Annotated in this window: 14 protein-coding genes; 1 reads left to right on the top strand and 13 read right to left on the bottom strand. The window is 73.0% G+C overall.

Going from position 1 to position 12,217, the window contains the following annotated elements; genetic code table 11:
- Positions 1-122: 122 nt before the first annotated feature.
- Together KBX34_RS11305 and KBX34_RS11300 are read right to left on the bottom strand one after the other, a co-directional pair.
- A complete protein-coding gene (locus tag KBX34_RS11305; RefSeq protein WP_210924919.1) occupies positions 123-311 on the bottom strand; it encodes a hypothetical protein in 189 nt (62 codons plus the stop codon).
- 95 nt (positions 312-406) lie between these two features.
- The gene (locus tag KBX34_RS11300) at positions 407-925 is read right to left on the bottom strand and encodes an ATP-binding protein (RefSeq protein ID WP_247671697.1); all 519 of its coding nucleotides are present in this window, start codon (positions 923-925) and stop codon (positions 407-409) included.
- Between the two features lie 342 nt (positions 926-1,267).
- Between KBX34_RS11300 and KBX34_RS11295 the strand changes: the two genes are divergently transcribed.
- Positions 1,268-2,275 carry a hypothetical protein gene (locus KBX34_RS11295; RefSeq protein ID WP_210924876.1) on the top strand — a complete coding sequence of 336 codons (1,008 nt, stop codon included), beginning with the start codon at positions 1,268-1,270 and terminating at the stop codon, positions 2,273-2,275.
- 20 nt (positions 2,276-2,295) lie between these two features.
- On the opposite strand, the gene KBX34_RS11290 is transcribed toward KBX34_RS11295, so the two are convergent.
- Genes KBX34_RS11290 through KBX34_RS11240 form a run of 11 tightly spaced genes read right to left on the bottom strand, consistent with a single transcriptional unit; the run spans position 2,296 to position 12,101 of the window.
- The gene (locus tag KBX34_RS11290; protein WP_210924874.1) at positions 2,296-3,660 is read right to left on the bottom strand and encodes an MmgE/PrpD family protein; all 1,365 of its coding nucleotides are present in this window, start codon (positions 3,658-3,660) and stop codon (positions 2,296-2,298) included.
- Entirely contained in the window at positions 3,660-4,589 is a 930-nt protein-coding gene (locus KBX34_RS11285) for an LLM class flavin-dependent oxidoreductase (RefSeq protein ID WP_210924872.1), read from the bottom strand. Before KBX34_RS11285 ends, KBX34_RS11290 begins: the two co-directional genes overlap by 1 nt.
- On the bottom strand, positions 4,586-5,188 hold the full coding sequence (locus KBX34_RS11280) for a hypothetical protein (protein ID WP_210924870.1): 603 nt from the start codon (positions 5,186-5,188) through the stop codon (positions 4,586-4,588). The genes KBX34_RS11285 and KBX34_RS11280 overlap by 4 nt, the downstream gene beginning before the upstream one ends.
- On the bottom strand, positions 5,185-5,538 hold the full coding sequence (locus KBX34_RS11275; protein ID WP_088949009.1) for a hypothetical protein: 354 nt from the start codon (positions 5,536-5,538) through the stop codon (positions 5,185-5,187). Before KBX34_RS11275 ends, KBX34_RS11280 begins: the two co-directional genes overlap by 4 nt.
- Entirely contained in the window at positions 5,535-6,056 is a 522-nt protein-coding gene (locus tag KBX34_RS11270; RefSeq protein WP_210793767.1) for a hypothetical protein, read from the bottom strand. The genes KBX34_RS11275 and KBX34_RS11270 overlap by 4 nt, the downstream gene beginning before the upstream one ends.
- Positions 6,056-6,934 (bottom strand): DUF3891 family protein, encoded by an 879-nt coding sequence (locus KBX34_RS11265; protein ID WP_210924868.1) that lies wholly within the window; start codon positions 6,932-6,934, stop codon positions 6,056-6,058. Before KBX34_RS11265 ends, KBX34_RS11270 begins: the two co-directional genes overlap by 1 nt.
- Complete coding sequence (locus KBX34_RS11260) at positions 6,931-8,250, bottom strand: MmgE/PrpD family protein (RefSeq protein WP_210924866.1); 1,320 nt, start codon at positions 8,248-8,250, stop codon at positions 6,931-6,933. The genes KBX34_RS11265 and KBX34_RS11260 overlap by 4 nt, the downstream gene beginning before the upstream one ends.
- Positions 8,247-9,644: an MmgE/PrpD family protein gene (locus KBX34_RS11255; RefSeq protein WP_210924864.1), complete on the bottom strand. Its 1,398-nt coding sequence runs from the start codon at positions 9,642-9,644 to the stop codon at positions 8,247-8,249. The genes KBX34_RS11260 and KBX34_RS11255 overlap by 4 nt, the downstream gene beginning before the upstream one ends.
- Positions 9,641-10,489 carry a cyclase family protein gene (locus tag KBX34_RS11250; protein ID WP_247667905.1) on the bottom strand — a complete coding sequence of 283 codons (849 nt, stop codon included), beginning with the start codon at positions 10,487-10,489 and terminating at the stop codon, positions 9,641-9,643. The genes KBX34_RS11255 and KBX34_RS11250 overlap by 4 nt, the downstream gene beginning before the upstream one ends.
- Positions 10,486-11,328: a CoA ester lyase gene (locus tag KBX34_RS11245; RefSeq protein ID WP_088949004.1), complete on the bottom strand. Its 843-nt coding sequence runs from the start codon at positions 11,326-11,328 to the stop codon at positions 10,486-10,488. Before KBX34_RS11245 ends, KBX34_RS11250 begins: the two co-directional genes overlap by 4 nt.
- Positions 11,325-12,101, bottom strand: a complete 777-nt coding sequence (locus KBX34_RS11240) for an IclR family transcriptional regulator (protein WP_141910090.1) — start codon at positions 12,099-12,101, stop codon at positions 11,325-11,327. The genes KBX34_RS11245 and KBX34_RS11240 overlap by 4 nt, the downstream gene beginning before the upstream one ends.
- Positions 12,102-12,217 lie beyond the last annotated feature (116 nt).

The following is a 12,217-nucleotide window of genomic DNA, read 5'->3' as shown; positions in this document are numbered from 1 at the left end:
CGAGCTGTGGCGACCTGGCGAACGAGATCGGGGTGAGACGGGACACCATCGAACTCTCACACCGCGCTCAAGCGACCGGCGGGCTGGCCCGGACCGCTCCCGACCAGCCCGCCGCTCGTGCCTCAGGCCTCGTTTTCGCTGTCGGCCAACTGGTCGGCCGGGGCCTGCGCCACCGGGTGGCCCGTGTCGTCGACCACCCCCGGCGCCATGCTGCCGCCGTGGGCGTCCTGCGCAGCCCGGGTGCTGCGGGCCCCCTCGTCCTGCGGCACCCCGGTCTGCTCCCCATCGCGTCGCTCGTCCCGCTCGGTCATGTGTGTTCCTTCCTCTGTCTTGACCAGCGGCGGTACCCGAACGACCGGCCGGGAAACCGTCTCCTGGCGGCCCGGCGTCAGGAGACCGCCGGCGGTCAGCGGTGTGCGCGCCACTCGTTCCAGGTCGCGAAACCAGCCGGTGGCTCATCGACGGGTTCGCTGCCGTCGAGTTCGCCTGGCGTCGGGATGTCGATGCTGGCGGCCCACTCGGCGAGTTCCTCGTCGGACATCGGCCACGTCGTGTGCGGCGCTTCGGCTTGCCGCCGGTCGAGTCGTCTGCGCTGCTCGGCTGGGGTGAGCGCGAAGTAGCGCATCTCCACCAGCGCGCCGAGGTCTGCTGCTGCCTGCCGCAGGGCGGAGCGTTCGTCCCGACTCCAGAGACCGAAGTCGATCACAACGTTGTTGCCGAGTTCGAGGGCGCGCAGCCCGATCTCGATGAGTCGTCCTTCGATCACGTCCTGAGCCGATGGCGGATCCTCGTGCCCGTACAGGGCCTTCACCCATTCGTCCTTCGTCAGACGAAGCGCCCTCCACTCGATTTCGATACGCCGAGCCGCAGTGGTCTTACCGGTGCACGGGAGCCCGACCGTCAGGAACAGTGTCGGCCGCGTCATCAACACCCACTTCCGATCGAACGCCCATCATCTGCCGGCCTTCTCGGCCAGTCGGCCACACGCTCCGGCTCGCCTCGGCGCTGTTGCCATGGCCTCAGCGGCTGCCCGAGGGTGAACGGATCGAACGTACCGGAACAGGCTGCAACGAACCGTGTACCGGCAGCACTCCACGATTCGACGTAGCCGACGTCCCGCTCACGCGCGAGTCAGACGGCGCCTCGGTCGACGAGGCTGAACGTGGTGTCGAACGGGGCGTCACCGAGAAACTCGACAAGTACATTGGCACTTCTTTCCGAGTGCTTCCTACGCACCGAGCGGGGCACAGTTGCAGTGAGCCTGGAAATGGGTGTCATCCCGTCCGGGGCCGAGCTGAGCAGGGCGACCACGGTCGCCCTGCTCAGCAGGGTCTTCGGTGACGATCCGGATCTCCACGAGGATGTCGCCGGCGGGGTGTACGCCGAGTTGGTCTGGGAGGGGGAGCGGCTCGGCACGCAGTGGTTCGTGCACCCCGGCAAGACGGGAGTCAGCGAGCTGGTCGTCTCGATCTGGGACGCCTTCCCCCTGCTGCCGGCCGCCGGATTCCGGGCCGAGGTGACGCGGGTCGTCGAGGTGCTGCAGGAGGTGGCGCAGGCGACCGGCGGTCGGTTCGTCGTCCAGGAGGGCGATGTCACCGGCGCGCCGCTCGGCGAGGTCCTCGACATGATCTTTTCGGACGAGGACGACCGGACACCTGCCGGGATGGTCCTCAGCACCACGGCCGAGTCCGACGAGGACTTCCTGGGGCGCTACCTGGCCGCCGGAGACGAACGGCTCGCCTGGCTGCACGACCAGGCCGCCCGCACCGGCAGACCGCAACGGCTCGACCATTCCCGCGACAGCCTGGCCCTGATCTGGGGCTGGGCCATCGGCCGCCTCGAGTTGCGCCCCGCCGATGCTCCCCGGGAGAAGGTGATCCTCGAAAACGGGAGCGTCTTCCAACGCCCGACGGACGCCGTCCTGCCGATGTGGTACGGCCGGAGTGCGCTCCTCGCCCCGCACATCTGGTCGGACGAGTCCCTCGCGCTGATCGACGCGGTCGCGTTCTACGCCGCGGAGTGCGTCCGCCACGCCGTACCCGAGCTGAGCTGGCAGGTGGGGCACGGGGAAACCCGGGGATACGTGTACGAGGGTCAGCCGGTGCTGGCCGGGCGTGGCCATGACCTTGAGCCGATCAGCTCGCTGAGGCCGCTCACGGGGAAGGTCTACCACCTGCGCAACCCTGACCCGGTGGACCCGCGCACCCCGCCGGCCGCGGAGGACCTGCGGGACTGGTTCGACGCCGCCGTGGCGGAGCGCCGCTCCGAGAGTTGACGAGTGCCGACGGGCGGGCCCTACGGGCAGAGCCGGCCGATCACCTCGGCAGCCGCGCGTGCCATGGTGTCGCCGCCAGCACCATCGAGGAGCCCGGCCACCACCGCGTCGGCGGTCGTCGGGTCGAGTACGTCCTCGACATTGCGCCGGAACTTGGCGGCCACCTCGTCGGCGGTCAGCGGGTCGTCCGGGTTGCCGCGGGCATTGCGCACCGTGGCCGACGCCGTGGAACCGTCCCGCCAGTGGACCGTGACCCTCGTCGGCCGCTCGTGCGGGAGGGCGGCGGTGAACACCGGCTCCTCGCGCAGCCGGACCAGAGCTGCCAGCGCGCCAACCTCGGGACGGGCCAGCCGGTCGGGCAGGAAACCCGCTGCGGCCAGTTCGCCGTCGAGGGCCAGGGTGGCCAAGCTGACCGGCACCGAGAACCGCGCCTGCAGATCCGAGGAGACGTCGACGGTGGACAGCGACGCGGCGAAGGCGAAGGTGTCGACCTCGATCGCGGCCAGGCCCCCGCGCTCACGCACCGGGTCGGCCACGCCCGCGACGGCGGCGCGGAACGCGTCCAGCGCGGGGTGCACCCAGCGTGCGCAGGCGTACGGCTTGAGATAGCTGTCGGTCAACCGCCAGCGGGTGCCCAACCCCGTGGTCAGCTCCGCGGCGGACAGATCCGTGCAGACCAGGCCGTCGAGCAGTTCGCGGAGCAGGGCCTCCGACCCGGTGGCGCCATCGGCGGCGCGACGGGCGGCGGAGGCGCCGTAGTAGGCGCCCAGGCCGGTCCACAGGTTCCGGACTGTACCGCCGCGCATCGGGACGGCGAGGGTCGCGGCCATCGGCACCGCGCCGGCCAGCTCGATGGCAGTGGCGGTGGTGGCAGGGGGAAGGCCATCCAACAGAGCGGTGGCAACCGCTGCGGCGATCGGGCCGTGGATGCCGTGGGGGTGCAACCCGGGCCGAAGGGTGGTGCCGACGCCGAAACGCATGCCGATCTCGTTGGCGATCAGGAAGATCTCGACGAGCCGCCGGTCGTCGACGCCGTGGGCCGCGGCGTGCAGCAGCACGGGCAGCGAGTGCGGTGCCGGATGCGCCGTCGGCACCGGTGGTAGCCGGTGTCCCTGCGGATGGAAGGACCCACCGGAATCCGCGTCCAGCCAGGTCGCAGCCGTACCGAGGGTGAGTAGTCGGCCGAACGGAAGGTCGGTGGTGGCCGACGGGCGTAGTGACTCGGCCAGCGCCCGGACGGCCGGATACCGAAGGCCACCCAGCATTGCGCCCAGGGTGTCGAGCAGCAGCGCGCGGGTGAAGGTGAGGACCTCCTCGGGCGGGTCCCCGAGGCTGGTGTCGTGTGCGAAGGCGGCGATCCGCTTGGTGTCGATTCCTTGCATCATCAGCCTTTCGTCAGGCCATCGCGGACCGCCCGGCCCAGCTCGTCGAGCCGGTTCAGGACCCCACCGACAGCGCCGGCCAGCACCACGCCGTCGACGCCGGCAGCGCTGAACGCGGCGAACCGTTCCGTGACCGCTCGCCGGTCTCCGGTCACCACGAAGCGTTCACGCACGAACCGGTCGGCTTCGGCGGGCACGTCGCCGGCGCCGCGGGCATCGGCCGTGCCGTGCCTCCGGTAGTCGTGCGCCTCGGCCACGGCGGCGACGCCGGAGCGCAGCGTGGCCGGCACGTCGAACCAGTCCGGCGCCTGCACCAGCCGGGCCGCGCACGACCCGAGCACGGGCGCAGCGGCAGCGTCGGCGTCCGTTTCGTCGTCGGTCACTACCGCGCGGACGAACATCCAGACCGGCACATCTGCCCGCGTTGAGCGGGCCAACGCCACCGCCTTGCCGACGATCGTGGGGTCCGCCCCAGCGTCGATCAGTACGCCGCCGAGCCGGGCGGCGGTGGCCGCGATGGTGCGGGGTCCGGACGCGGCGCCCAGCAGCAGCGCCGACGCCGGCACGAGTTCGCGCAGCACGTCGAGTGCCGCTTCATACGCACGCAGAGACGGTGGTGTCAGCCCTTCGTTGCGTACCGAACTCTCGCCCCGCCCGACCACGGTGAGCACCCGGCCGGGATGGTGCGCCTCCAGGGTGCGCACGGCGCCGGCCACCGTTGCCGGGTGCCGCAGCCCGAGGCTGAGCACGCACGGCCCGGCGAGCCGTGCCGGGGTGGCGCTGAGCACCCGTTCGGTCTCCACCAGGCAGTCGGGAAACAGCCGTGGGCTGTCGGCCAGGGCGACACCGTCGAGCCCGGCTGCGAGCGCGGCGCCGGCCAGCTCGACCGGGTCCGCCTCGCCGACCGGCCGCGCCACGTTGAGCACGATCATCGCAGCGCCTCCACGAGGTCGAAGACATCCAGGTCGGCCGCAGCACGGTCGGGAAGTCCGTTGGACACCACGGACAGGGTGTGGGCCAGCCCGCCGGGCATGCCGGTGATGCCGGCATCCCAGGCCCGCATCGCGAGCCAGGCGGCGGCCGGGTCGTGCCCGGGCGCGACACCCGGCGGGCCGATCACCATCAGGCTCGCCGCGAGGTCCAGCAGCGCCGGCAGTTCGTTCTCCGGCACCTCGGCCAGTCGCGCCGCGCACACGGTGGCGGCCAGCACACCGGTACTCACCGGCACCATGGGCGTCGACACCTCGGCGGCGGCGGCCAGCCCGGCCTCGACGGCCGCCGACAGCTGGGCCGCCGACCGGCGCCGGGCCGCGCCGACCGCGAGACCGACGAGCGTCGGCGCGACCTCCGGGCCGAGCGACGCGCATCGTTCGCCATTCCACTGCAGAGCGACGTAGGTCTCCGCCCGGGTGCCGGCGCCGATCAGTGGGAACTCCCCGTCCGGTGTGCCGATCCGGGCCGCCCACCTGGCCAGGGACCCCTCCGGTGGGGAGAGCGCGGCGAACCCGGCGAGCAGCGCGACGACACTCATTCCCGGTTCACCTCAGTGCTGTCGGTGACCAGGTAGAACTTGAACTTCGTGCGGCCGGCCGGGCCGCGTTCGGCCGGCAGCGGGTGCTCCTCGAACCAGCGCAGGTAGTTCGCGTACGCCTCCTCGTCGGCGTAGTGCATCTCGGCGATCCGGTAGAACGTGTAACCCTCCGGCACGGACGCCGTGCCGCCGGAGGCCTGCCGCACCGGGCGCAGCACCTTGTTGAAGACGATCCGGTCGAGGTAGGGGTTGGTCAGGAGGTCCGGCGCGTGCACGTCGAAGAGCCAACGCTCGTACTCCTCGGGGCTGACGCCCTCCTCGATCTCGTAACCCAGAATGGTTTTGATCATGTGGTTGCCTTTCTGACGGTCCACAGATGGGATTCGGCGCCCACGCCGAACCCTTCAAGTCGCACTCGCGCCGGCTCGATCCGCACCCCGGCCAACTCGGCGGTCACCTCGTCATCCGAGCGCAAGGGCGCCTTGGTGAAGCCGGACGCCCGCTGCCGAGCAACCTCACGCCGGTACACAGCGATCGTCCAATTCGGCGGCATGACCGACGCCGTCCCGCGGATGGACACCATCCGGGGCGGAAGCAGGCCGATGTCGAAGACATGCGGCCGCTCGTTGGTGGCGCCCGGCGCGGGAGTGCCGACCCAGGTGACCAGCGTGTGCGGATCGCGTCGCCACTGCTCGAGCCGCCGGTGGCCGGCCCGCTGCACCAGGCTGACCGACCAGTCCGGTTCGAGGAACGCGGTCATCGTGCGACTCACCGGAAAGCCGTCGGAGTCGATGGTGGTCAGCTGGGCGAAGCCGGCCTCGCCGAGCACGAAGGCGTGTGCGGCGGCGCGGGCCGTGGCGAGGTCCATCAGCGAGTCCACGGCGCGAGGCGCCAGGTCATCACGGTGGCCGGCGTCCGTCCGACCCGTGCGGCGAGTTCCGCATGGCTGTAGGTCCGGTCCGGCACGACCGCGCTGAGCACGTCGACGGTGACGCCGGGCCGGGTGAACGGGTACGGGTCGAGCCAGAGCACGCCCGGTCTACGGACACCGACGGTGATCCGCTCGACCGAGCCGAACGGGTGCGTGCGCACGGGCGGCAGCAGCACGTCCTGGGCCGAATGCTCCAGGTCGGCCAGTTGCGGACCCCAGGGCCGCGCCGGTCCGGGCACGGCCGCCGGCTGTGGCGGCATCACGCACAGGTAGAGCGAGAGGAGGTCCCAGAGCTGAAGCAGCTCGTAGTTGTGCCACAGCCTGGTCTCGAACGCAGCCCGGGGCTCGGCCGCCGCCCAGGCCAGCCGCTTCGCCGTCACCCACCGCCGCTCCTCGGCGTCGACCGCCGCGTCCTGCGCCGCCCGGCCCTCGGGGCCGAGGTTCAGCCTGCCTCGGGCGTCCGGGGCCGACCACCGGCCCCGGTAGAGGCCGGTCCAGTGCATGCCGACCAGGACGCCCGCGTACACGTCGCCGAGCGCCACCCGCTCGACGCCCTGGCGGTAGAGCCGCACGTGTTCGGTGGCGTCGATCTCCAGGAAGTGCAGCGGTCGGCGTTCCAGCTCATGGAAGAGCACCCGGGCGTCCCAGGCCCGCCAGCCCTCGTCGTGCCGTGTGGCCGCGGTGCGCACCGGCGAACCGGGCGTCGGCGTCTCGAACCGGTCGTTGCCCCACACGGCCGCCAACTCGCCGGCGACCCGTCCGTGTTCGACCTGCTCGACGAGGCGCAGCGCGCCGTCGCGTCGGGTGACGATCACGCGGCCGCCGCCCGTAGCGCGGCGCCGAGCGAGCGGGCGGTGCCGCCGGCCGCCAGCCCGTCGATCAGGGCGAGCACCCCGTCGGCATGCCCGGGAAAGCGGCCGTCGAGCAGCCGCCGGGCCTTCGTGCGCAACGCGTCCCGGTCGAAGGCCCGTGGACCGTCGCCGCGTGGCAGGTCCGCCGCGCCGGTCAGCACGCTGCCGTCGGCGCGGAGGACCCGCACCCGGGCGGGCCGGCCGGCCGGATAGCCGGCGTCCAGCTCCGGGTCGTGCCGCACCTCGACCCGCGCGGCCACGTCGCGGACCGTCGCCGAGCAGACCGTCTCCGCGGTCAGCGTGGTCTCGTCGAGCGTGCCGGTGAGCAGCGCGACCGCGACCGAGGTGGGCACGCTGAACCGGGCGGCCAGCTCGCTGTCGGCGACCGCGTCGAACCGGGCCGCGTGCGCGAACGTGCGCACCTCGACGCGTTCCACATCCGACAACGGGCCGGTCACGGAGACGATGTCCGCCACCGCGTCGTTCACGCCGTGCAGGTGGGCGCAGGTGGGGTGCGCCTTGGTGTAGCCACGCAGCACCTCGTGGCCATGGTCCTGCCCGATACCCGACCAGTCACGGGCGGCGACCGTCGCGAAATGCCGATCCAGTGCGCCGGGCAGCGGTTCCAGACCAGCCACGGCGGCCGCGCCCAGGCTCGCGCCCAGCTGCACCGACGCGCCCAGGAACGCGTGCCCGCCGGCCCGCCCGGCGAAAATAGTCGCCGCGTCGCTGAGCAGCACAGCCGAGCCGGCCAGCTCGATGGCGCGGCGCATGGCGGCCGCATCGCCGGGCGCCAGCAGCCGGGCCACCCCCGCGGCCGCGCCGACCTGACCCCAGGTGCCGATGTCGTGCACGCCGTCCGGCGTGCCCCCCATCGCCCGGCCGACCCGGACACCGACCTCGTAACCGGCCAGCACCGCCGACAGCAGTTCCACACCCGGTAGGTCCCGGTCCTCGGCGAGCGCCAGCACGGCCGGGACCACGTGCGATGCCGGATGGCCGCGGGCCGGCCGATGGCCGTCCTGGAGCTGATCCGCAGCGATCGCGCTGCCATTGAGGAACTGAGCCTCCGCGGCTGGCCAGCCGCGCGAGGAGCCCACCACTGTCGACTCACCCGAACCGCCGGACCCGGCGGCCAGCGCGCGTAGCTCGGCCCGCCCGCTGCCCAGCGCGGCGACCGCGATCGTGTCCGTGACCAGGTCGACCACCCGGTCCTGGACGCGGGCGGGTGCCGACACCCACTCGGTGCCGGCGGCGGTCGCGGCCAGCCGCTCGATCATTCCCGCACCCGGGCCATCAGACCGGCCACGTCGGGCGCGGCGGCCAGGTCCAGCACGGCCGCGGCGATGTCCTCGCGGTCGGGCACCAGCGCGGCGTTTAGCGCGAACTTGGCGGCCAGCTCGGCCGAGCTGAGCGGGTTGCCCGGCCCACCCCGGTTGACGTCGACCCGTACCTCGTGCCGGGTGTCGTCATGCAGCACCACCCGCAGCACCGCAGGGAACTGGTTCGGGAAGATCTCGTCGCAGCGGGCGTCCGCCACGCAGCGCACCTTCGCCGCCAGCGCCAACCGCGTCTCGTCCGCTGCCGCAGCGTCCGTGAAGTCCTCGTGGCCCAGGCCCAGACCGCCGCCGCCGAGCAGCGCGGCCGCCACCGTGTAGGGGCCGCTGAACGCCGCGTGGTAGCCGGACTCCGGCCGCGCCTTGTCCTCCGGCGGTTGGGCGATCGTGCGCAGCACCGGCGACGGTACGCCCAACTCGATCGACTCGATCGTGGCCGGGTCGACGCCGCGCTCGCGCAGGGCCAGCGCCGCGTCGATGCCCGCGTGCGTGAAGTGGTTGCACGGGTACGGCTTGAAGAAGATGCCCGGCAGCTCCCAGTGCGTGCCGAGCCGGTCCACCACCGCGTCGACGTCGGCCCGCTCGCCGCAGAACGCGTGCAGGAAACCGAACCGCCCTTCCACCACGGTCGGCGGGCCGGTGAGCCCGTGCCGGGCCAACTCGGCGGCGACCACGCCGGAGTGCGCCGCCCAGCCGCAGTGCACCCGCTTCACGGTGCCGCCGGTCCGGTTGGCCTCCAGCAGGCCGGCACCCATGCTCGCGGCGATCCCGGCCGCGTGCGCGATGCCCTCGGCGTCGGCGCCACCGACCATCGCGGCGGCCACGGCTGCCCCGACCGCGCCGCAGATCGAAGTCGCGTGTTGCCCGCGCTCGAAGAACTCGGAATTTCCGAGCGCGCGGTCGTAACCGCCCATGCCGAGCCGCACGGCGACCTCGATGCCCATTCCGGCCGCGTCGAGCAGCGCGGCGCCGGACGCGCCGCGCGCCTCGGCCACCGCCAACGCCGCCGGCACCACCGGCGAGGAGGGGTGCAGAACCGATGGCAGGTGGGTGTCGTCGAAGTCGAGCGAGTGCGCCAGCGTGCCGTTGACCAGCGCCGCGTTCGCGGCCGGAACACGCAGCCCGGTGCCGATCGCGACGGCCTCCGGCGTGCCGCCAGCCGCCTGGACGTACGCGGTGACCGCCCGTGCGGGCGGCAGCCCGGTGGCGGCGAGGCTGTTGCCGATCAGGTCGAGAACCCTGCGGGCCACGTCCTGCCGCAGGTCGCCGGGAAGCCCATCGCGCCGTACGTCGTCGGCCACCGCTGCGAGCCGCTGGACGATGGTCGGCGTGCTCATGCCGCCACCGCCGCGAACGGCCGGATCGGCGAGCCGGTGCCGCCGACGATGCGCAACGGCGCCATCGCGAAGACGAACGCTGTCAGCCCTTCGGCGGCCGCGTGCTCCAGGTTGAGGTGCTCGATGATGTAGACGCCGGCATCGACCAGCAGTACCCGGTGCACGGGCAGCACGCTGTGGCCGTTGCCCGGACGGATCTGCTCGTACGCCGTGGTGTCCGAGCCCGTGGCGACCACCTGACGCGCGGCCAGCCACTCGGCGGCGTCGGTGGTGGCGCCCGGTACGCCGGCGGCCTGTCCGAGATAGGTCGTCGCGTCGTCGAAGTGCCGCGCCCAGCCGGTGCGCACCAGCGCGACGTCGCCGGGCCCCGGCTCGACACCGGCCCGTTCGGCGGCGGCGGCCAGGTCGGCCGCGGTCACGCCGTAGCCGGCGGGTAGCACGTCCACCCCGTGGACGGCGGCCACGTCGAGGAGCACACCCCGGGTGAGCAGCGCGGGCGTGTGCTCGGCGCCGAGCGCGCTGAACCGGCCACCGGTCTGCGCCGCCGCGGCGTCCACGCCGCCGTGCAGCCTGCCGTCGTGGCTGACGTGCGAGAGCGCGTCGACGTGGGTGCCCACGTGCCCCCCGGTCACGATCATCTCGTTGGCCGCCGAGCCACCGTCCGGGCGGACCATGTCGCCGTGGCGGCGGATCAGGCTCATTCGGAAACCGGGATGGTTCGGCGAGCACGGCATGCCCGTGAAATGCGGGTGCCCCAGCTCGACGAGCCGTACCCCCGCGGTCACCGCGGCGAGTAGGGCGTCGTCGGTCGTGCGTGCCGGGCGGGCCTGCGGCTCGGTGGTCAACTCGTTCCTCCGGATGGTGGGTCGGACGGTTCGGTCAGGTCGTGAACGAGTCGGGCCCGGCGCACCACAGCGGGATCGACGAACCGGCCGTCGGCGTCGAGCACGGCCACCTCGCCGGCCTCCTGTGCGCGTGCCGCTGCGGCAAGGACGGCCCGCGCGGCCGCCACCTCGGCGGCTGTCGGCGTGAAGACCTCGTGCACGACCGGGATCTGTCGGGGGTGCACCACCGACCGGCCGACGAAGCCGTTGGCCCTGGCCCGCTCGGTGCTGACGCGCAGGCCGTCGAGGTCGGCGACGTCGGTGTAGACACTCTGCACGGGTGAGGGGAGGCCTGCGGCGCGGGCCGCGACCACCACCCAGCCGCGCGCCCAGGCCAGCCCGTCGTCGCCGGTCACCCGGAGGTCGGCCGACAGGTCGGCCTCGCCCAGCCCGAGCCCGGCGACCAGTGGATGCGCGGTGGCCAACTCGGCCGCCCGGGCCAGCCCGGCAGCGCTTTCCAGGAGCAGTTGCAGTGGCAGCCCGGCCCGGGTGGCGACGTCGCGGATCACGGCCGGGTCTTCGCACCGGGGCACCCGCAATCCGGTCAGCTCCAACCCGGCCAGCGCGTCGATGTCGTCCTCGCCCCACGGGCCGGTCGGGTCGTTCACGCGTACCCACAGGGGTCGCTCGTGGGGGCCCTGGGAGGCCAGCCGCAGCGCGGTTGCCCGGGCGGTCTCCTTCTGATCCGGCGGCACCGCGTCCTCGAGGTCGACGACCACCGCGTCGGCGCCGGCGGCGAGGGCCTTCGCGACCCGGTCGGCGCGGTGGCCGGGCACGTAGAGCCAGGATCGCGGGGTCACTTGGGGAGCCCGCCGGACCAGCCCAGCGCCCGCGAGATGCTGTCGGCGGCCTCCCACACGAGTGGACCGAACCGTTCCCGGGCGGCCTCGTCGACCCGGTGCGCCGGGCCGCAGACCGAGACGGCGCCGACGACGGTGCCGTCGATGCCGAAGACGGGCGAGGCGACCGAGCCCGCGCCCTCCTGGCGTTCTCCGTCGGAGTTGGCCACCCCGGTCTTGCGGATCGCGGTGAGCCGCGCGCGGAGCAGGTCGTGGTCGGTCACTGTGCGGTTCGTCAGCGACGGCAGTTCGGTGGCGAGCAGGGACTCCCGCTCGGTGTCGGGCAGGAAGGCCAGGATGCAGGTGCTGGAGCTGCCGGCGTACAGGGGGAAACGGCGGCCCACCTCGACCGTCATCTTGATTTCCCGGGTGGACTCGACCTGGTCGAGGTAGACCCGGCCGCCGTGCACGTGCGCCGACACGGTCGCCGTCTCGCCGGTGGCCAGTTGCAGCTCGCGCAGGACCGGCATCGCGACCGTGCGCAGCTGCGATTCGCGCAGCGCGCGGGCGCCGAGTGCGGCGGCCGCCGGGCCGAGCTGGTAGCCACGGCTCGCCGGGTCGCTGACCAGCAACCGGCGTTCGACCAATGTCTGCAGGATCCGGTGCACCACGGCCTTGGACAGGTCGAGGCTGCGCGCTATCGCGGTGACCCCGAGGAAGTCCGGCCCGTCGGTGAACAGGAGAAGGACGTCGGCCACGCGGCTCGCCGCCTCAGTGCCCTGACTCTCTGCCAAGTCTTCATCTCCCAATGCGGGTGTTTCCGCCAGCGGAACACGATTGCAGCACCGACCGGCCCGGGGGTCAAGCCCCCAATGAGGCGCTATCCAGGGTTGAAGAAGATTATTCGGTG

It is taken from the genome of Micromonospora sp. M61 (assembly GCF_018070245.1).
GTDB classification, from domain to species: domain Bacteria; phylum Actinomycetota; class Actinomycetes; order Mycobacteriales; family Micromonosporaceae; genus Micromonospora; species Micromonospora zamorensis.
This window is presented reverse-complemented; position numbering and strand designations above follow the sequence as displayed.

Coding starts and splice junctions, on each gene's coding strand:
- KBX34_RS11305 (WP_210924919.1), bottom strand. CDS start 311: ATGACCGAGCGGGACGAGCGACGCGATGGGGAGCAGACCGGGGTGCCG.
- KBX34_RS11300 (WP_247671697.1), bottom strand. CDS start 925: ATGACGCGGCCGACACTGTTCCTGACGGTCGGGCTCCCGTGCACCGGT.
- KBX34_RS11295 (WP_210924876.1), top strand. CDS start 1,268: ATGGGTGTCATCCCGTCCGGGGCCGAGCTGAGCAGGGCGACCACGGTC.
- KBX34_RS11290 (WP_210924874.1), bottom strand. CDS start 3,660: ATGATGCAAGGAATCGACACCAAGCGGATCGCCGCCTTCGCACACGAC.
- KBX34_RS11285 (WP_210924872.1), bottom strand. CDS start 4,589: ATGATCGTGCTCAACGTGGCGCGGCCGGTCGGCGAGGCGGACCCGGTC.
- KBX34_RS11280 (WP_210924870.1), bottom strand. CDS start 5,188: ATGAGTGTCGTCGCGCTGCTCGCCGGGTTCGCCGCGCTCTCCCCACCG.
- KBX34_RS11275 (WP_088949009.1), bottom strand. CDS start 5,538: ATGATCAAAACCATTCTGGGTTACGAGATCGAGGAGGGCGTCAGCCCC.
- KBX34_RS11270 (WP_210793767.1), bottom strand. CDS start 6,056: ATGGACCTCGCCACGGCCCGCGCCGCCGCACACGCCTTCGTGCTCGGC.
- KBX34_RS11260 (WP_210924866.1), bottom strand. CDS start 8,250: ATGATCGAGCGGCTGGCCGCGACCGCCGCCGGCACCGAGTGGGTGTCG.
- KBX34_RS11255 (WP_210924864.1), bottom strand. CDS start 9,644: ATGAGCACGCCGACCATCGTCCAGCGGCTCGCAGCGGTGGCCGACGAC.